We start from the raw sequence: 21,086 nt of genomic DNA, 5'->3' as shown, positions 1-21,086 counted from the left end.
GACAGTTCGTCAGGTCACCGTTGGCGGAAAACCGATCCACGGCGTCCACAACCCGGCCGCTGCGAGGCGGCTCCGCTCCGGCGGCGAAGGCGGGCGGCGTCCCGGGACCGCTCCGCACGGCGCCGGCCCCGTACCCGCCGCCCGAGCACGTGCGGGGGTGCGGCCCCGTCGGACCGCACCCCCGCCACCCGAGCACGCCGGACGAGGGCGTGCGCGGGACCCCACCGAGCACGGACCGCCCGGTGGAGCCCGTCCGCTACCGCGTCAGCAGCTCCTCCAGGACGTCCGCCCCCTTCGACGCGCCGCCCGCCCCGCGCACGATCCGGCTCAGGGCCGCCGCCCGGGGGCGGCAGGACCGGACGTCCCGGACGGCGTCGCGCAGGCCCCGCACGGTCGGCTCGGCGAGTGTCCTGCCGACCTCCAGCTCCTCCGCCCGCCGGGCGACCGCCCGCTGTTCCGGGATCTGCGGCACCGCCACGAAGGGCACCCCGTGGTAGAGGGACTCCATCGCCGAGTTCATCCCGGCGTGGCTCAGGAACACCTCGGTGTGCCGCAGCACCGCCACCTGCGGCACGTGAGCGTGCACCTCGACGTTCGCCGGGACCGGGCCCAGCGACTCCCGGTCCAGCCCGCCCACCGCCATGACGACCTGCCAGTCGCTGTCCCCGAACGCCTCGACGCAGGTCCGGTAGAACTCCAGCCGGTCGTTGAAGACCGTCCCCAGCGAGATCAGCAGCACCGGGGCCCGCGACCGGGGGCTCCACTCCTCGGCGGTCTGCCGGCTGCCGAGCGACGGCCCGACGAAGTGGAAGCGCTCGTCGAAGGTGTCCCCCGACAGCTGGAACTCGCGGGGGATGAACACCAGGCTGGTCGGGGCCACGTGGCCGAACATCAGGTCCGGGTCGTCGAGGAAGGCGTGGCCCTGCGCGAACTTCCCCATGTCCTGGATCGCGGCCACCAGCCGGGGGTGGCCGTGGTCGAAGTCGGCCGGCAGGTACACCCGCGCCGCCGAGAAGGACTCGTTCTCCGCGAAGGTCGGCACCAGGGAGACCTCCCGCACGTCGAGCAGGTTCGCCAGCATCCTCCCGGTGAAGGTCACCGAGTCGTAGCACACCGCGTCCGGCCGGTCGGCCGAGAAGTGCTCGGCCAGGACGGGGAAGGAGGCACGCGCGTCGTCGAGGTAGTACTCCATCGTCACGGCGAGCTGTTCCGCCGTGAACTCGCCCCGCGCCGCCATGCCGGGCGGCAGGTGCGAGGGCAGCGTCACCGGCGACGCCCCGGCGGCGACGGCCGCGTCCACGGTGGCCGGTCCCGTGGCGTAGCTGACCCGGTGACCGCGCCGGACCAGTTCCTCGACCAGCGGCAGGGTCGGGTTCACGTGTCCGGACGCGGGCGCGCTCACGAAGGCGAAGTGGGCCATCAGCCCTCCTCCAGGACGACCGGCAGCGTCCTGTGCCCGTTGGTGAAGAAGGAACCCAGCGGTTCGAGTTCGGACGACGGGACGGCCAGCCGCAGCCGGGGGAAGCGGGAGAACAGCGCGGACAGCGCCGTCGTCGCCTCCAGCTTCGCCAGGGGGCTGCCGAGGCAGTAGTGCACGCCGTGGCCGAAGGTGAGGTGGTCGGCCCGCGACGGCCGGGTGAGGGAGAAGTCCTCCGCGTCGGCCCCGTGCTGCGCCGGGTCGCGGCCGGCCGCGCCGAAGGACAGCAGGATCGCCTCGCCCTTGCGGATCCGCACGCCGTCCACGGCGATGTCCTCCACGGCGTACCGCAGCGGCAGGTTCGGCACCGGCGCCTGCCAGCGCAGGGTCTCGTCCACCACGTCCTCCCACGTGCTGCTCCCGGACCGGACCAGGTCGAGCTGGGACGGGTGCGTGGCCAGCGCGTGGACGGCGTGGTCGAGCAGGTTGACCGTCGTCTCGAAGCCGGCGGAGATGGTCAGCAGCAGGGTGTCCAGCAGTTCCCGCTCGGACAGCCGGGTGCCGTCCGCCTCCTGGGCGGCGATCAGGTCGCTGGTCATGTCGTCGCCGGGATCGCGCCGCTTGGCGGCCACGAGTTCCTTGAGCAGCATGTACAGCTCGCCGGAGGCGGCCTGCACGCCCGCCGGGTCCGCGTCGAGGCTGAACACCGCGTCCACCAGCCGCCGCAGGTCCGCGCCTGTCTCCGCCGTCACCCCGAACAGCCCGGTGATGACCTGGATCGGCAGCGGGAACGCGAAGCGGGCGCGCAGGTCGACCGTCTGCCCCGGCGGCACCGCGGCCAGGTCGGCGATCAGGGCGGCCGTGATCTCCTCGACGCGCGGCCGCATCGCCTCGATGCGGCGCGGGGTGAACGCCTTGGCCACCAGGCTGCGCAGCCGGGTGTGGTCGGATCCGTAGGCGGTGAACATGTTCTGCATCGCGACCCACATGATCAGCGGCCAGTCCGGCGGGATGTCGCCGTCGCGCCACATGGGCCAGTGCTTGTTCGCGTCCTTGGAGACCCTCGGGTCGAGCAGCAGCTTCTTGGCCAGGTCGTGCCCGGTGACGGCCCAGGCCGGCACGCCGCCGGGCAGTTCGACGGGGGTGGCCGGGCCGCGCTCGCGCAAGGCGGCGGCCTCGCCGAAGATGTCGCCGCCCGAGGGGTCGATGACGTACGCGTCGGCGGGCGGGGCCTGCGCGCGCACCGGCTCGGTGAAGGTGGTGGCCGTACGGGGCTTGGGCGGCTCGGTGACCTCCAGCAGGGACGCGGTGAAGCGCGAGCCCATGCCGAGGCCGATCGACATGATGGTGTCGCCGGGCTTGAGGCTCTCGTCGTGCAGCAGGTGGTCGATGCCGAGCAGTTGGTCGCACGGCCCGACGTGGCCGAACTCGCGCAGCATCGGCCAGGTGGTGCGGCCCAGGTCGATGCCGAGCGGTTCCAGCACGACGACCTCCAGCTGGGCCAGGCCCAGACCGGTGACGACGAACCGGGTGACGTCGGCGACGCTGACGCCGGCCTCCTTGGCGGCCTGCTCGACCGCGGAGACCAGCGCCCCGCTCATCAGCGTCAGGTACGGGGCCAGGCCTGTGACCTCGATCGGCGTACGGTTGCGGTGGCCCTCGGGGTCCGGGATGGTCGGGGTGGCGAGGACCTCCATCTGGGTCGCGGAGCTGTTGGCGGTCGCCACCAGCCGCGCCCGGCCGCCCTCGCGGGTGAGCACGGCCGCGGCCGCACCGTCGGCCAGGAAGACCCCGATGGTGGGCTGCCAGCGTTCCCACCGCGGCGGCAGGAACCGGGAGGTGGCCGTGACCAGGGTCGCGGTCGCGGCCGGGTCGGCCACCAGGTGCGCGGCGGCGGACTGCAACGCGGCCGAGCCGCCGTTGCTGGTCGCCTCGACCTCGTAGACGAGGGCGTGGCCGAGGCCGAGGACGCGCTGGAGGTGGCAGGAGGACGCCATGTGGTCCTGGTGGTCCATCTGGGCGTAGGCGGCCATGGAGACGTCGGCGCCGCTGAGGCCGGACTCGCGCAGGGCCCGGATCGCCGCGTGCACGGCCATCGCGTGCTCGGTGACGTCGTCGGAGCGGGTGAACGACACGAAGTCCGACAGCGCGAGCAGCCGCCGCATCGTCGCGGTGTCCGGCACGGCCTGCGTCGCGGGTATGCGGGGCGGCAGGTACCGCCCCGTTCCGCCGATGTGGACGTTGTCCCAGATCATGCGTGGTCCTTTCCCCTGAGTGCGGACAGCCCGGCCCCGTACCCGTCGAAGTCGAGGAGCCATGTGCTGATGGCCAGCGCCGTGGCCGCCGAGTGCTCCTCCAGTACGGTGAAGTGGTCGCCGGAGACGGTGAGCACTTCCTGGGCGGTGGTGGACAGCCGGGGCCACGAGCGCCTCCCGGTGCCCACCAGCAGCACCGGCGCGGTGACGGGCTCCGGGGCCCCGGCCAGATCGAGGTAGCGGCCCATGGCCACCAGCCGGTCGTCGTCGAGCGGCTGGACCTGGTGGGCGGCGTCGAGCATGCCGGTGAGCACGCCCGGCAGGTCGTCGGGGTAGCCGTCGACGAGCACCACGGCGCTGGGCCGGGCCCCCCGCCGTTCCAGCTCTCCGGCGGTCGCCAGCGCCAGCCACGCGCCCACCGAACGGCCGACCAGCACCGGCGCGGCGACGGCCGACGCGGCGTCCGCGAGGGCCTGGACCAGGACGTCGGCGTCGGCGGGCAGCGGGTCGCCGGCGAAGCCCGGCAGGGTGACCGCCGTGACGTCGCGGGCGGCCTCCAGCGCCGCGGCGAACCGCCCGTACTCCTCGACGCCGCCGGACGCCAGCGCGGACGGCAGGCAGACCAGCGACGGCTGGAGGAAGCCGGCCGCGAGGGCGACCGCCTCGGCCTTGGGCGCGTCGGTGGCCGGGCTCAGCCGGGACGCCGTGGCCAGCAGGTCGAGGCCGTCCTGCGCGCGACCGACCTCGACGGCCTTGCGCAGCAGGCGCTCCATCGGCCCGGCGACCCGGTTCTCCGGCGAGCACAGCTGCCCGTAGAGGTGGTTGACGAGCTGTTCGGGCGTCGGGAAGTCGAAGACGAGGGTCGCCGGGAGCTGGAGCCCGGTGGCCGCGTTGAGCCGGTTGCGCAGCTCGATGGCGGTCAGCGAGTCGACGCCGTGGTCGCGGAACAGCTGACGCGGGTCGTCGATCCCGCCGGGAGCCATCCCGAGGATGCTCGCGCTGTGCGTGGCGACCAGGTCGAGCAGCAGGGCGCGCTGCTCGGGCTCGGGCAGGGCGTCGAGCCTGGTCCGCAGGTCGCCGGGGCCGACCACCGGTGCCGGCGCGCGCCGCGGCCGGGCGAGTCCGCGCAGCAGCGCGGGCGGGGTGTCGATCGCCGCGAGGTCGAGGCGGACCGGCACCAGAGCCGGGCGTCCGCCGGCCAGGGCGGTGTCGAACAGGTCGAGGGCCTGCTCGGTGGCCAGCGGCAGCATCCCGGTCCTCGCCAGCCGGCGGTGGTCGGCCCCGGTCAGGTTGCCGGTGATGCCGCTGGACTCGGCCCACTGGCCCCAGGCCAGCGAGGTGGCCGGCAGGCCGCGCGCGTGCCGGTGCTCGGCGAGCTCGTCGAGGAACGCGTTCGCGGCGGCGTAGTTGGCCTGCCCGGGGGCGCCGAACACCCCGGACGCCGAGGAGAACAGCACGAACGCCCGCAGGTCCAGGTGCTCGGTGGCCTCGTGCAGGTGCCACGCGGCGTCGGCCTTGGAACGCAGCACCGTGTCGATCTGCTCCGGGGTCATCGATGCCACCACGGCGTCGTCGACGACCCCGGCGGCGTGCACGACGACCCGCAGGTCGGGGATCGAGGCGACGAGTTCCCTCAGCGCCGTGCGGTCACCGGCGTCGCAGGCGACCACGGTGAGGGCGGCGCCCAGCTCCTGCCGGAGCCCGGGGGGCTCGACGCCCCGGCGGCCGGCGAGCACCACGTGCGGGGCGCCGTGCCGGGCGACCAGGTGCCGGGCGACCAGGACGCCGAGGGTGCCGGCGCCGCCGGTGATCAGCACGGTGCCGTCCAGGGGCGCACCGTCCAGGCGCCCGGCCGGGGGCTCGGCCGGGGCGGCCGGGGCGGCCGGGGCGGTCCTCACCAGCCTCGGCACGAGGGCGGTTCCCTCGCGCAACCGGATCTCGGACTCACCGTCGCTCACGGCGGCGCGCACCGCGGCGGGGACCGCCCGTCGTGAGGCGTCCGTCCCGTCGTGCCGGACGGTCAGGATCCGCCCCGGGTTCTCGCTGTGCGCGCTGCGCAGGAAGCCGCGGGCGGCGGCCGAGGCGAGGTCGTCGCCGGTGAGGACCACGAGCCGGGCCGGCGTGTCGGTGGCCAGGAACTCCCGTACCCTGCCGAGCAGTTCCCGGGTCACCGCATGGGCGGCCGCCACCGGTTCGCCGTCGCCGACGACCTCGTGGAGGACCGTTTCGGTGTCCGGGCCGTCCGGTGCCGCCATCGGGGTCCAGTCGACGGCGAACAGCGCGTTCGGCCGGCGCCCGGCCCCGGGACCCGTCGCTTCGACGGGCCGCAGGACGATCTCGTCGATGCTCGCGACCGGCGTCCCGGCGGTGTCGGTGATCCGTACCGCGTAGGTGTCGGGCCCGGTCGGGTGCAGCACCACGCGGGCCGTCGCGGCCGACCCGGTGACCGACACCCCGGAGAACGAGAAGGGCAGCCGCGCCGGGCTGCCGCCGGCGCCGCCGTCCTCGGCCGCGAGGCCGGCGAGCAGGGTCAGCGGCTGGATGGCGGCGTCCAGGAGCGCGGGGTGGACGCGGAAGCCGGTGAGCTGCGCCGGGTCCGCCGGGAAGCTCACCTCGGCGTGCAGGTCCGCGCCGTGGCGCCGGATGCCGGTGAGCCCCTGGAAGGTCGGCCCGTAGTCGTAACCGGCGTCGGCGAGCCGGTCGTAGAGCGAGCCGATGTCGATCCGCACGGCCTCGCCGTCGTCCGGACCGGGCCCGGCCGTCCGGTCGGCCCGTGCCGGCCGGTCCGCCGACGGGCTGAGCACGCCGGTCGCGTGGCGGGTCCACTCGTCGGGCTCGGCGGAGGTGCGGGAGTGGACGGCGACGGGCCGGCGTCCGGTGTCGTCGGGCGCGCCGACGGTGACCTGCACGTGCACACCGTCGCGCTCGGACAGCACCAGCGGCGCCTCCAGGACCAGCTCGGACAGGACGGGGCTGGCCGTGTGCTCGCCGGCGTGGACGGCCATGTCCACGAACGCCATCGCGGGCAGCAGCGTCGAACCGAGCACGGTGTGCTCGGCCAGCCACGGGTGGACGGACGCGGAGAGCTTCCCGGTCAGCACCACGCCCTGCCCGTCGGGGAGCTTCACCAGGGACCGCAGCAGCGGGTGGTCCGGCGTGTCAGGGCCCTCCGACGGGGTGGTGGGCTGGAGCCAGTAACGCTGGTGCTGGAAGGCGTACGAAGGCACCCGCACACCCACCGTCGCTGCCGTCGTGGTCACGGGTGGCGTCCAGCGCACCGCGCCGTCCGCCCACAACCGCCCCAGCCCCGCGAACAACCGCTCCGGAGAATCACCACCCCGCCGCATCAACCCGGTCCCCACCAGCAGCGGATGCGGACCCACCTCCACGAACCCCGAAACCCCCTGACCCACCAGCCACTCCACCGCATCGGCGAACCGCACCGGCTCCCGCACCTGCCGCACCCAGTACCCCGGCTCCCCCAGGTCCACCGGACACCCCGCCACCGTGGAAACCACCGGGATCACCGGCTCACCGAACGACAGACCCCCCGCCGCCCGGCCCAGTTCCTCCAGCACCGGATCCATCCGCGCCGAATGGAACGCGTGACTCACCTCCAGCCGCCGCACCCGGCGACCCCGGCCACGCCACACCTCAGCGACCGCCGCGACCGCGGCCTCGTCGCCCGACACCACCACCGCGTCCACCCCGTTGACCGCCGCCACCTCGGCACCCGGCACCAGCGACCCCACCACCTCCTCCACCGACGCCTGAAGCGACACCATCGCCCCGCCCCCGGCCAGTCCCTGCATCAACCGGCCGCGTGCCCCCACCAGCACACACGCGTCCTCCAGGCCCAGAACCCCCGCGACATGAGCCGCCGCCACCTCACCGACCGAGTGCCCCACCACGAAGTCCGGCCGCACCCCCAGCCACTCCACCAGCCGGAACAGCGCCACCTCCAGCGCGAACACCGCACCCTGGGTGAACCGCGTCTCCCCCAGCACCCCCTCCCCGTCCTCGAACAGCACCTCCACCGGCAGGTCCAGCAACCCACACACCTCGTCCAACACCCGGGCGAACACCGGGAACACCCGGTACAAGCCCCGGCCCATCCCCGCCCACTGACCCCCCTGACCGGAGAACACGAACGCCGACCTGCCCGGCTCACGGGCCTCGCCGGTCACCAGCCCGGGGTGCGCCTCCCCACGCACCAGTGCCGCCAGGGCCTCCGGTCCGGTCACCACGGCCCGGTGGGCGAACCGGGTCCGCGCGGCGAGCGCGGCGGCGATTCCCTCCGCGTCGGGGGTCCTGGCCGCGTACGCCTCCAGCCTGCGGGCGTGGGCCCGGAGCGCCTGCTCGGACTTGGCCGACAGCAGCCACGGCAGCGGCACCGCCGCAGGGGCGGATGTGGGAGTGGCAGGGGACTCGGGCGGCGTCTCCTCGGCCGGTGCCTCCAGGATCACGTGCGCGTTGGTGCCACTGATGCCGAACGCCGAGACGCCGGCACGCCGGGGGCGTCCCGTCTCCGGCCACGGCCGGGGCTCGGTGAGCAGGGAGATCCGGCCCGTCGACCAGTCGACGTGGGAGGTCGGCGCGTCCACGTGCAGCGTCGGCGGCAACTGCCCGTGCCGCATCGCCATCACCATCTTGATCACACCCGCCACACCCGCCGCCGCCTGGGTGTGCCCGATGTTCGACTTCACCGACCCCAGCCACAGCGGCTCGTCCCGCCCCTGACCGTACGTCGCCAGGAGTGCCTGAGCCTCGATGGGATCACCGAGGGTGGTGCCGGTGCCGTGCGCCTCCACCGCGTCCACCTCGGACGCCTCCAACCCGGCGTTCGCCAGCGCCTGACGGATCACCCGCTCCTGCGACGGACCGTTCGGCGCCGTCAGCCCGTTGGACGCCCCGTCCTGGTTCACCGCCGAGCCCCGCACCACCGCCAGCACCCGGTGACCGTTACGGCGGGCGTCCGACAACCGCTCCAGCAGCACCAACCCCGCGCCCTCACCCCACGCCGTCCCGTCGGCCGCCTCGGCGAACGCCTTCACCCGCCCATCGGCCGCGAGCCCCCGCTGACGGGAGAAGTCAATGAAGGCGGCGGGTGTCGCCATCACCGTCACCCCACCGGCCAGGGCCAGTGAGCACTCCCCCGAGCGCAGCGCCTGCGCCGCCAGATGGATCGCCACCAGCGACGACGAACACGCCGTGTCCACCGACACCGCCGGCCCTTCCAGCCCCAGCAGGTACGACACCCGCCCGGAGGTCACACTCGTCGCCGTGCCGGTGGCCACGTAGCCGTCCGCGTCGTGCGAGATCTGGTCCACTCCGCCCGCGTAGCCGGATGCCCAGATGCCGGTGAAGACGCCGGTCTGGCTGCCCCGCAACGACGTCGGATCGATCCCCGCGTCCTCCAACGTCTCCCACACCGTCTCCAGCAGCACCCGCTGCTGCGGATCCATCGCCAACGCCTCACGCGGAGAGATCCCGAAGAACGCCGCGTCGAAGCCACCCGCGTCCCTCAGGAAACCACCCGACCGGGTGTACGACGTCCCCGGAGCACCGGCCGGATCGTAGAGACGCCCCACGTCCCACCCACGATCCGACGGGAACTCGCCGACCGCGTCGACCCCACCCGCCACCACGTCCCACAACTCCTGCGCCGAGCCGACCCCGCCCGGGTACCGGGCCCCCAGCCCGACCACCACCACCGGATCACCCGACACCGCAGGCCCGGCCGGCACGGGCGCCGCCGTCCGGCGCTCCTTGCCGAGGACCACCTCCCGCAGGTACTCGGCCAGTCGGGCCGGGGTGGGGTGGTCGAAGACCATCGTCGCCGACAGCCGGGTTCCGACCGCCGTGGACAGCCGGTTGCGCAGTTCCACCGCGGTCAGCGAGTCGAAGCCCAGGTCCTTGAACGCCCGGTCGCCACCGATCCGGTCGCCGCGGCCCAGCACGGCCGAGGCGTGGGTGCTGACCAGGTCGAGCAGGATCTCGCGCTGCCGGGCCTCGGGGAGCGATCCCAGCTCGCCCGCCAGTCCGGTGGTCCTCCGCACCGGTCCGCGGGCGCGTGCCAGCGCGCGCAGCACCGGCCGGTCGCCCAGGGCGGACACCTTGAACCTGGCCGCGACCACCGCCGGTTCCGCGGTGTCCAGGCCCCCGTCGAACAGCCCGAGTCCGTAGTCGGTCGCCATCGGCAGCAGCCCCGCGCGGGCCAGGCGTTCACCGTCGGCCTCGGACATCCGCCCGGTCAGCCCGCTGGACTCGGCCCAGTGGCCCCAGGCCAGCGACACCCCCGGCAGGCCCTGGGCGCGCCGGTAGGCGGCCAGGCCGTCGAGGTAGGCGTTCGCGGCGGCGTAGTTGGCCTGCCCCGGACTGCCGAGCGTCCCGGCCGCCGAGGAGAAGAGGACGAACGCCGTCAGGTCCCTCCCCCGGGTGAGTTCGTGCAGGTTCCAGGCCGCCCGCGCCTTGGGCTCCCAGACCGCGGCCAGGCGCTCGGGCGTCAGGGACTCGACCAGCGCGTCGTCGAGCACACCGGCCGCGTGCACGACCGCGGTCAGCGGATGCGCGGCCGGGATCGCCTCCAGCACGGCCGCCAGCGCCTCCCGGTCGGCCACGTCGCAGGCCACCACCGTGACCTCCGCGCCCCACCCGGCCAGCTCCTCGCACAACGCCGCCCCGCCACCACTGCGGCCGACCAGCACCAGACGCCGCACACCCCGCTCGGCCACCAGATGCCGGGCCACCAGACCCCCCAGCGTCCCCGTACCCCCCGTGATCAGCACCGTTCCCGCCACGTCGAGATCCACGGGAACCGTGAGCACGATCTTCCCGACGTGAGCGGCCCGGCTCATGAACCGGAAGGCGTCCCGCGCGCGGCGCACGTCCCAGGTGGTGAGTGGCGGCAGACGCAACTCACCCGCGCTGAGCAGCCGGACGGCCTCGGCCAGGATCTCCCCCAGCCGCTCCGGTCCCGCGTCCGCCAGGTCGAAGGCCCGCACGCCGGGCCGACGGTCGGCCTTGCCCATCTCCACGAACCGGCCGCCGGGCGCGAGCAGCCGCAGGGAGGCGTCCAGGAACTCACCGGACAGCGAGTTCAGCACCACGTCGAAGGGGCCGAACCGGTCGGCGAACTCCAGGGTCCGGGACGAGGCGATGTGGTCCTCGTCCAGCCCCAGGGCGCGCAGCGCGTCCCACTTGCCGGGCCCGGCGGTCGCGTGGACGTCCGCGCTCCAGAGCCGCGCGAGCTGGACCGCCGCCATGCCGACGCCGCCGGCCCCGGCGTGGATCAGCACCCGGTCACCGGCTTCCAGCCCGCCCAGGTCGCGCAGGCCGTACCACGCCGTCATGAACGCGATCGGCACCGCGGCGGCCTGGGTGAACGTCCATTCGTCGGGGATGCGCACCAGCACCCTGTGGTCGGCGACGGCCACCCGGCCGAAGGCCCCGGGCAGCAGCCCGGCGACCCGGTCACCCGGCCGCAGCCCGGTGACCTCGGCGCCGACCTCGGTGACGACGCCCGCGCCCTCGCTGCCGAGCAGCGCCGGGTCCGGGTAGACGCCGAGGGCGATCAGCACGTCCCGGAAGTTCAGGCCGGCCGCCCGTACGGCGACGCGCACCTCCCGGGGCCCGGGCGGGGCCTGCTCGTACGGCAGGAAGGCGAGGTCGTCCAGGCTGCCCGTGCCCGTGTGCGTCAGCCGTCCGTCGAACGCCTCCGGTGCGGAGCGCACGAGCCGGGGGACGTAGACGGCTCCCCGGCGCACCGCCACCTGGTCCTCGTCGCCGACCGACAGGCCGTCGGGCAGCTCGTCGGCGTCCACGAGCACGAACCGGCCGGGGTGTTCGGACTGCGCGGACCGGACCAGGCCCCAGACCGCCGAGGCCTCCGGGTCGCTCACGCCGTCACCGGGAACGACGGCGACCGCGCCCCGCGTGCGCACCACGAGCCGTTCGCCGGGCCCGGCCAGGAAGTCCTGGACGGCCGTCAGCGCCTCGGCGACCGAGCCGGGCGAGACGACGGCGTCGCCGAGCGCGCCGCCTTCGCCGGCGGGCAGCGGAATCCAGTCCAGGGAGTACAGCGGGCCGCGTTCGGCCATCGGCCGGGTGGTCAGCTCCTCGATGGTCGCCACGGGCGCCCCGGACCGGTCCGCCAGGTGGACGGCGTACGTGCCGGGGCGCACCACCGTCAGCCGCACGCGCGCGGAGGTCACGCCGGTGCGGTGGACCGCGATCCCGCCCAGCGAGAACGGCAGCCGTACGTCGCCCTCGGTGCCGGCCAGCAGCGCCAGTGGTTGCAGGGCGGCGTCCAGCAGGGCCGGATGGACGGAGAACCGGGCCGCGTCCGGCACGGTGACCTCGGCGAACACCTCCTCGCCGCGGCGCCACACCGCCTGCACGGCCTGGAAGGCCGGCCCGTACTCGTAGCCCGCCGCGGCGAGCGTGTCGTAGAGCCCGCCGACCGGCTCCGCGCCGGGCGGCGGCCACTGCGTCAGCTCCTGTCCGGCCACGGCCCGCCCGACCACGGGCTGCCCGCTCACGGGCTGCCCGCTCACGGGCTGCCCGCTCACCGTGCCGGTGGCGTGCCGCACCCAGCCGTCGGTACGGGACCGGACGTCGACCGTGCGGCGGCCGGTGTCGTCCGGCTCGCCCACGACGACCTGCACGTCCACCGCGCCGTCCGCGGGCAACAGCAGCGGCGCCTCCAAGACCAGTTCCTCCACCGCCGCCCCGGCCGCGTGCACCACCAGTTCCACGAACGCCGTCGCGGGCAGCAGCACCGTCCCCAGGACGGAGTGGTCCGCGAGCCAGGGGTGGGTGGCCAAGGAGAGCCGGCCCGTCAGGACCCGCTGCTCGCCCACCTCGACAGCGGCGCCGAGCAACGGGTGGTCCACCGGGTCGAGCCCGGCCGCGGACACGTCTCCCGCGCCACTGGCGAGCCAGAACCGCGTCCGCTGGAAGGGGTAGGTGGGCAGCGCCACCGGTCCCCCTTCGGTGAACGGCCACCGCCCCGGCACGCCCGCGACGAACAGCCGCGCCGCGGCGGCCAGGAACTCGGCCGGGGTGCCGTGGTCGCGGCGCAGGGTCCCGGTCACCACACCCGCCTCGTGCTCCTCCAGCGCGGGCGTGAGCACCGGGTGCGGGCTGATCTCGACGAAGACGGGATCGCCATCCGAGGCGAGCAGTAGCCGGGTGGTCCGGTCGAACAGCACCGGTTCGCGGAGGTTGCGGTACCAGTACCCGGCATCGAGGGCGGAGGTGTCGACGGGCTCCGCGGTGACGGTGGAGTAGAAGGGGACCTCCGCGCTCCTCGGCGCGATCCCGGCGAGGTCGGTGAGCAACTGCTCGCGGAGCGCCTCGACTTGGGCGGAGTGGGCGGCGTAGTCGACGGGCAGGCGGCGGGCGCGCACGCCGTCCGCCTCACAGACCGCCAGCAGTTCCTCCAGCGCCTCCAGGTCGCCCGACACGACGACGGAACCGGGAGCGTTGACCACCGCCACCGTCAGCCGCCCACCCCAACCGGCCACCAACTCGACGGCCCGCTCGTGCCCGAGACCGACCGACACCATCCCGCCCTGACCCGCCAGGGCGACCAACGCCTTGCTGCGTAGCGCGACCACCTTGGCGGCGTCCTCCAGCGACAACGCCCCCGCCACGTACGCCGCCGCGATCTCGCCCTGCGAATGCCCCACCACGGCATCGGGCTCCACCCCATGGGCCCGCCACAGCTCCGCCAGCGCCACCATCACCGCGAACAGGGCCGGCTGCACCACGTCCACGCGCTCCAGCGAACCACCGCCGGTCAGCACCTCCACCAGCGACCAGTCCGTGAACGGCGCCAGCGCCGCCCCACACGCGTCGATCACCTCCCGGAACACCCGCTCCGAGCCGTACAACTCCCCACCCATGCCCACCCATTGGGCACCCTGCCCCGGGAACACGAACACCGACCGACCCACCGGACGGGCCGTCCCGGTCACCAGACCCGGCACCGACCGGCCCTCCGCCAGAGCCTCCAGCGCCTCCACACCGCTCAGCACGGCACGGTGCTCGAACGCGGTGCGGGCGGCCAGAGCAGCCCCGACCGCCGCCGCGCTCACCTCGGGGTGTTCGGCGGTGAACGCGCCCAGCCGGCGTGCCTGCTCCCGCAACGCCGCCTCGGACCTCGCCGACAGCGGCCACAGGACCTGGTCGTCCGCGCGGCCCGCCGAAACCCCGACCGGCTCCTCAGCGACCGCCTCGATCACCACATGCGCGTTGGTGCCGCTGATGCCGAAGGCCGAGATGCCCGCCCGGCGGGGACGCCCCGTCTCCGGCCACGGCCGGGCCTCGGTCAGCAACCGGATGTTTCCGGACTCCCAGTCGACGTGCGAGGTCGGCGCGTCGACGTGCAGCGTCGGCGGCAACTGCCCATGCCGCATCGCCATCACCATCTTGATCACCCCCGCCACACCGGCGGCGGCCTGGGTGTGCCCGATGTTCGACTTCACCGACCCCAGCCACAACGGCTCCACCCGCCCCTGGCCGTACGTCGCCAGCAGCGCCTGGGCCTCGATCGGGTCACCGAGCGTCGTCCCGGTCCCGTGGGCCTCCACCGCGTCCACGTCCGCCGTCGAGAGCCCCGCGTTCGCCAGCGCCTGACGGATCACCCGCTCCTGCGACGGACCGTTCGGCGCCCCGAGGCCGTTGGAGGTGCCGTCCTGGTTGACCGCCGAGCCCCGCACCACCGCCAGCACCCGGTGACCGTTGCGACGGGCGTCCGACAACCGCTCCAGCAGCACCAAGCCGGCGCCCTCACCCCACGCCGTGCCATCGGCCGCCTCGGCGAACGCCTTCACCCTGCCGTCGGGAGCCAGGCCGCGCTGGCGCGAGAACTCCGTGAACCCCACCGGCGTCGCCATCACCGTCACCCCGCCGGCCAGGGCCAGCGAGCACTCCCCCGAGCGCAGCGCCTGCGCCGCCAGATGGATCGCCACCAGCGAGGACGAGCAGGCGGTGTCCAGCGAGACCGCCGCGCCCTCCAGCCCCAGCAGGTAGGCGATCCGGCCGGAGGTCACACTCGTCGCGGCGCCCGTACCGAGGTAGCCCTCGGCGTCGGTGGGTGCCTGGTCGCCGTAGCCGGAGGACCAGATGCCCGTGAACACGCCCGTCTGGCTGCCCCGCAACGACGTCGGATCGATCCCCGCGTCCTCCAGCGTCTCCCACGCCGTCTCCAGCAGCACCCGCTGCTGCGGATCCATCGCCAACGCCTCACGCGGCGAGATCCCGAAGAAATCGGCATCGAACCCCGCCGCATCCCTCAGAAACCCACCCGACCGCGTGTACGACGTCCCCGGATGATCCGCATCCGGATGGAACAAACCCTCAAGATCCCACCCCCGATCACCCGGAAACCCCCCGATCGCATCCACCCCACCCGACACCAGACCCCACAACTCACCCGGCGACCCCACCCCACCCGGCAACCGGCACCCCATGCCCACGATCACCACCGGATCACCCCCACCACCCACCGGCACCTCCGGCACCACCGGCGCCGCACCACCACCGAGGAGCCTGCTCAGCAGGTGCTCGGCGAGCTGCCGCGGGGTGGGGTGGTCGAAGATGACGGTGACGGGCAGGCGCAGGCCGGTGGCGTTGTTGAGCCGGTTGCGCAGTTCCACGGAGGTCAGGGAGTCGAAGCCGAGGTCCTTGAACGGCTGCCGGTCCCGGACGGCCCCCGGTTCGCGGTGACCGAGCACGGCGGCGGTGTCGGCGGTGACGAGGTCGAGTGCGGCTCGCAGCCGTTCGGCCTCCGGCAGTGACCGCAGGCGGTCGGCGATCGCGCCGCGCCGCGCCGGACGCCGGGCCGCCTTGCGGGAGACGAGGCCCTTGAGGGCCGCCGGCGCCGCCGGTGCGCCCGCCAGCACGGACAGGTCGAGGCGTACCGGCACCAGCGCGGCCCGGTCCGTGGCCAGGGCCGCGTCGAACAGCGACAGGGCGTGGTCGGTGGCCAGCGGCACGACCCCGGCGCGCGTCAGCCGGTCCTGGTCGGCACCGGTCAGGTGCCCGGTCATGCCGCTCGGCTCGGCCCAGTAGCCCCAGGCCAGGGACGTCGCCGGCAGGCCCTGGGCGCGCCGGTGCGCGGCGAGGGCGTCGAGGAAGGTGTTGGCCGCGGCGTAGTTGGCCTGCCCGGGACTGCCGAGTGTCCCAGCCGCCGAGGAGAAGAGGACGAACGCCGTCAGGTCCCTCCCCCGGGTGAGCTCGTGCAGGTTCCAGGCCGCCCGCGCCTTGGGCTCCCAGACCGCGGCCAGGCGCTCGGGCGTCAGGGACTCGACCAGCGCGTCGTCGAGCACACCGGCCGCGTGCACGACCGCGGTCAGCGGATGCGCGGCCGGGATCGCCTCCAGCACGGCCGCCAGCGCCTCCCGGTCGGCCACGTCGCAGGCCACCACCGTGACCTCCGCGCCCCACCCGGCCAGCTCCTCGCACAACGCCGCCCCGCCACCACTGCGGCCGACCAGCACCAGACGCCGCACACCCCGCTCGGCCACCAGATGCCGGGCCACCAGACCCCCCAGCGTCCCCGTACCCCCGGTGATCAGCACCGTTCCGGCCGCATCGAGATCCACGGGAACCGTGAACACGATCTTCCCGACATGAGCGGCCCGGCTCATGAACCGGAACACGTCGACCGCGTCGAGGACCGCGCGTACGTCCAAGGGCAGCGGAGTGAACCCGCCGTCCGTGAAGGCCCGTACGACGGCGTCCAGGATCTCGCCGAGCCGTTGCGGCCCCGCGTCGGCGATGTCGAACGCCCGGTAGACGATGCCGGGGTGGTCGGCCGCGTCGCGGATGTCGGTCTTGCCCATCTCCACGAACCGGCCGCCGGGCACGAGCAGCCGCAGGGAGGCATCGACGAACTCGCCGGACAGCGAGTCCAGCACCACGTCCATGGGCGGGAACTTCTGCTCGAACTCCAGGGTGCGCGACGAGGCGATGTGGTCCTCGTCCAGTCCCAGGGCGCGCAGGGTGTGCCATTTGCCGGGGCCGGCGGTGGCGAACACCTCCGCCCCGAGCCGCCGGGCCAGTTGGATCGCCGCCATGCCGACGCCGCCGGTACCGGCGTGGATCAGCACCCGGTCACCGGCCTTCAGCCCGCCCAGGTCGCGCAGGCCGTACCACGCCGTCAGGAACACCACGGGCACTGACGCGGCCCTGGCGAACGACCAGTCGTCGGGCATCCGGACCAGGAGCCGCTGGTCGGCGACGGTGACCGGGCCGAAGGCACCGGGGACCAGGCCCATGACGCGGTCACCGGGCCGGAAGCGGCCGTCCGGGCCGGTTTCGAGGACGACGCCCGCTCCTTCTCCGCCCATCAGGGCCTCGCCGGGGTAGACGCCGAGGGCGATCAGCACGTCCCGGAAGTTCAGGCCGGCCGCCCGCATGGCGATCCGGACCTGCCCGGGCCCCAGCGGCTCCATGAGCTCCGGACGGGGCACCAGCGCCAGGTCGTCGATGCTGCCGGTGCCCGTGTCCTCCAGCCGCCAGGTCCCGTCCGGCGGGGTGAGGCCCGCGCCGACGCGGACCAGCCGGGGGACGCGCAGCGCCCCTTGGCGTACCGCCAGTTCCGGCTCGTCCGTGGCGGCGATCAGCGCCGGGTCCCAGGTCGGGTCGGCGTCGACCAGGACGAACCGGCCGGGGTGCTCGGCCCGCGCGCCGCGGACCAGGCCCCAGACCATCGAGTGGTGGAGGCCGACCACGTCACCGGGCGCGGCGGCGACGGCGTTGCGGGTGACGACCGCCAGCCGGGTCCGCTCGCCCGCCAGGTGGTCCCGGATCACGGCGAGTACGCTCCGCGCGCCGGCGTACGCCGCCTCGACGGTGTCCACGTCGGGCTCCGGCCCGGGCACCTCGTAGACGACCAGGTCGGCGGGGTCACCGGCCGTCGAGGCCGATTCGAGGGGGACCCAGTCGAGTGCGTACAGGCTGTCCTGGGCGGCGGTGGCGTCCCGGACGGTCAGCGACGTGATGACCGCGACCGGGGTGCCGTCCGGATCGGCGACGGCCACGGTGTACGTGTCCGGCCCGGTGGCGGACAGGCGCACGCGCAGGGTCCGGCGCCCCGTGGGGCGTATCGCCACTCCGGTGAACGCGAACGGCAGACCGGCGCGGTCGGTGAGGAACGCCATGGGGTGCAGGGCGGCGTCCAGCAGCGCGGGGTGCAGGGCGAACGGCTCCTCGGCGGGAAGCTCCACCTCGGCGTAAACGGTGTCGCCGGCCCGCCAGGCCGCCGTGACGCCCTGGAACGCCGGCCCGTACTCGTAGCCGAGCGCGGACAGCGAGTCGTAGAGCCCGTCGACGTCGAGGGGCTCACCGCCCGGCAGCCAGTCCCAGGCTCTCAGCACCGGCTCCTCGCCCAGGGTCCCGGTGGCGTGCCGCACCCACTCGCCGCCGTCGCGCGAGTACACCGTGAGCGGGTTGCGGCCGTCCTCCTCGGGGCCCACGACGACATGGAGGTGCACCGGGGTGTCGTCGAGGACGAGCGGTGTTTCGAGCACCAGCTCCTCGACCGCGCGGCCGAGCCGGCCGGCCGCGTGGGCCGCCAGCTCCGCGAACGCGGTGCCGGGCAGGAGGACGGAGCCCCGCACGGCGTGGTCGGCCAGCCAGGGGTGGGTGGCGAGCGAGATCCGTCCGCTGAGCACCGCGCCGTCGGGCAGTTCCACGAACGTGCCGAGCAGGGGGTGGTCTAACGACGCCGCCGGGACGGGCCTCAGCCAGTACGGCTGGCGCTGGAAGGCGTACGTCGGCAGGCTGACGGGCTCGGTGTCGTCCGGGAACCGCCAGTCGACCGGGACGCCGTGGACGTGCAGGCGGCCGAGCGCGGTGAGGAAGTCGCCCTGGTCGCGCCGGAGCGTGCCGGTGGCGAGCAGGTCGGATCCGTGGTGGTGACCGGTCTCCTCGACGGCGGAGACCAGGACGGGGTGCGGGCTGACCTCGACGAAGACGGTGTGGCCGTGGTCGAGCAGCGCACGGGTGGCCTGGTCGAACAGCACGGGTTCACGGAGGTTGCGGTACCAGTAGCCGGCGTCGAGGGCGGAGGTGTCGAGCTCCTCGCCGGTCACCGTGGAGTAGAAGGGGATCGCCGCCGAGCGGGGCGTGATGCCGGCCAGCTCGGTGAGCAACTGCTCGCGGAGCGCCTCGACCTGGGCGGAGTGGGCGGCGTAGTCGACGGGCAGGCGGCGGGCGCGGACGCCGTCGGCCTCACAGACCTCCAGCAGTTCCTCCAGCGCCTCCAGGTCGCCCGACACGACGACGGAACCGGGAGCGTTGACCACCGCCACCGTCAGCCGCCCACCCCAACCGGCCACCAACTCGACGGCCCGCTCGTGCCCGAGACCGACCGACACCATCCCACCCTGGCCCGCCAGAGCCACCAGGGCCCTGCTGCGCAAAGCCACCACCTTGGCGGCGTCCTCCAACGACAACGCCCCCGCCACGTACGCCGCCGCGATCTCGCCCTGCGAATGCCCCACCACGGCATCGGGCTCCACACCGTAGGCCCGCCACAGCTCCGCCAGCGCCACCATCACCGCGAACAGGGCCGGCTGCACCACGTCCACGCGCTCCAGCGAACCACCGCCGGTCAGCACCTCCACCAGCGACCAGTCCGTGTACGGCGCCAGCGCCGCGTCACACGCGTCGACCGCCTCCCGGAACACCGGCTCCGAGCCGTACAACTCCCCACCCATGCCCACCCATTGGGCACCCTGCCCCGGGAACACGAACACCGACCGACCCACCGGACGGGCCGTCCCGGTCACCAGACCCGGCACCGACCGGCCCTCCGCCAGAGCCTCCAGCGCCTCCACACCGCTCAGCACGGCACGGTGGTCGAAACGCGATCGCCCCGCCAGCGCGCGACCCACCGCGACCGGGTCAACTCCCGGGCTCCCGGCCAGGAACGCCCTCAGCCGACGTGCCTGCTCCCGCAACGCCGCATCCGACTTCGCCGACAACACCCACGGCACCACGCCGTCCGCGGGCCCCGCCGAAACCCCGACCGGCTCCTCAGCTGTCGCCTCGATCACCACATGCGCGTTGGTGCCGCTGATCCCGAACGCCGAGACGCCCGCGCGGCGAGGACGCCCCGTCTCCGGCCACGGCCGGGCCTCGGTCAGCAGGGAGACACGGCCCGACGACCAGTCGACGTGGGAGGTCGGGGCGTCCACGTGGAGGGTTCGCGGCAGTTGCCCGTGCCGCATCGCCATCACCATCTTGATCACACCCGCGACACCGGCGGCCGCCTGGGTGTGCCCGATGTTCGACTTCACCGACCCCAGCCACAACGGCTCCACCCGGTCACGGCCGTACGTCGCCAGCAGCGCCTGCGCCTCGATCGGGTCACCGAGCGTCGTCCCGGTTCCGTGGGCCTCCGCCGCGTCCACGTCCGCCGCCGACAGTCCGGCGTTCGCCAGCGCCTGACGGATCACCTGCTCCTGCGACGGACCGTTCGGCGCCGCGAGCCCGTTCGACGCGCCGTCCTGGTTCACCGCCGAGCCCCGCACCACCGCCAGCACCCGGTGACCGTTGCGACGGGCGTCCGACAACCGCTCCAGCAGCACCAACCCCGCGCCCTCACCCCAGGCCGTACCATCGGCCGCCTCGGCGAACGCCTTCACCCGCCCGTCGACGGCGAGCCCCCGCTGCCGGGAGAACTCGACGAACCCCGCCGGCGTCGCCATCACCGTCACCCCACCGGCCAGAGCCAGCGAGCACTCCCCCGCCCGCAAGGCCTGCGCCGCCAGGTGGATCGCCACCAGCGACGACGAACACGCCGTGTCCACCGACACCGCCGGACCCTCCAGCCCCAGCAGGTACGACACCCGCCCGGAGGTGGCGCTGGTGGCTGTCCCGGTGGCGAGAAAGCCTTCGAGGTCCGGCGGCGGCTGGTTGCCGTAGCCGGAGGACCACAGGCCGGTGAACACGGCCGTGCGGCTGCCACCGAGCGTGGTCGGGTCGATGCCGGCGTGCTCGAAGGTCTCCCAGGCGGTCTCCAGCAGCACCCGCTGCTGCGGGTCCATCGCCAACGCCTCACGCGGCGAGATCCCGAAGAACCCGGCGTCGAAGCCGGCGCCGTCGGCGAGGAAGCCGCCCGACCGGCTGTAGGTCGTGCCCGGCCGGTCCGGGTCAGGGTCGTAGACGACGTCCCATCCGCGGTCCGGCGGGAACTCGGTGATCGCGTCGGCGCCGTCCGAGACGAGGCGCCACAGGCCGTCCGGGGACTCAACTCCGCCCGGATAGCGGCAGCCCATGCCGATGATCGCGATCGGCTCGCGCGCGGCCTCCTCCAGGTCGGAAAGGCGCTTGCTGAGCACTCCCAGGTCGGCCGTGGCGCGCTTGAGGTAAGTCCGGAGCTTCTCTTCGTCGGACAT

The 21,086-nt window shown here is 74.3% G+C and carries 3 protein-coding genes; all 3 read right to left on the bottom strand.

What is annotated here, in order from left to right:
* Positions 1–256: 256 nt before the first annotated feature.
* The 3 genes from ACZ55U_RS13095 to ACZ55U_RS13085 are packed head-to-tail and all read right to left on the bottom strand — an operon-like array spanning position 257 to position 21,086.
* A complete protein-coding gene (locus ACZ55U_RS13095) occupies positions 257–1,420 on the bottom strand; it encodes a macrolide family glycosyltransferase (RefSeq protein WP_465525581.1) in 1,164 nt (387 codons plus the stop codon).
* Positions 1,420–3,672 (bottom strand): cytochrome P450, encoded by a 2,253-nt coding sequence (locus tag ACZ55U_RS13090; RefSeq protein ID WP_465525579.1) that lies wholly within the window; start codon positions 3,670–3,672, stop codon positions 1,420–1,422. The genes ACZ55U_RS13095 and ACZ55U_RS13090 overlap by 1 nt, the downstream gene beginning before the upstream one ends.
* Positions 3,669–21,086: an SDR family NAD(P)-dependent oxidoreductase gene (locus ACZ55U_RS13085; RefSeq protein WP_465525577.1), complete on the bottom strand. Its 17,418-nt coding sequence runs from the start codon at positions 21,084–21,086 to the stop codon at positions 3,669–3,671. The genes ACZ55U_RS13090 and ACZ55U_RS13085 overlap by 4 nt, the downstream gene beginning before the upstream one ends.

Source organism: Kitasatospora sp. NPDC034533 (genome assembly GCF_055575155.1).
This window is presented reverse-complemented; position numbering and strand designations above follow the sequence as displayed.

What these genes read in the sequence shown, in the direction of transcription:
- ACZ55U_RS13095 (WP_465525581.1), bottom strand. Translation starts at nt 1,420, where the DNA reads ATGGCCCACTTCGCCTTCGTGAGCGCGCCCGCGTCCGGACACGTGAAC.
- ACZ55U_RS13090 (WP_465525579.1), bottom strand. Translation starts at nt 3,672, where the DNA reads ATGATCTGGGACAACGTCCACATCGGCGGAACGGGGCGGTACCTGCCG.
- ACZ55U_RS13085 (WP_465525577.1), bottom strand. Translation starts at nt 21,086, where the DNA reads ATGTCCGACGAAGAGAAGCTCCGGACTTACCTCAAGCGCGCCACGGCC.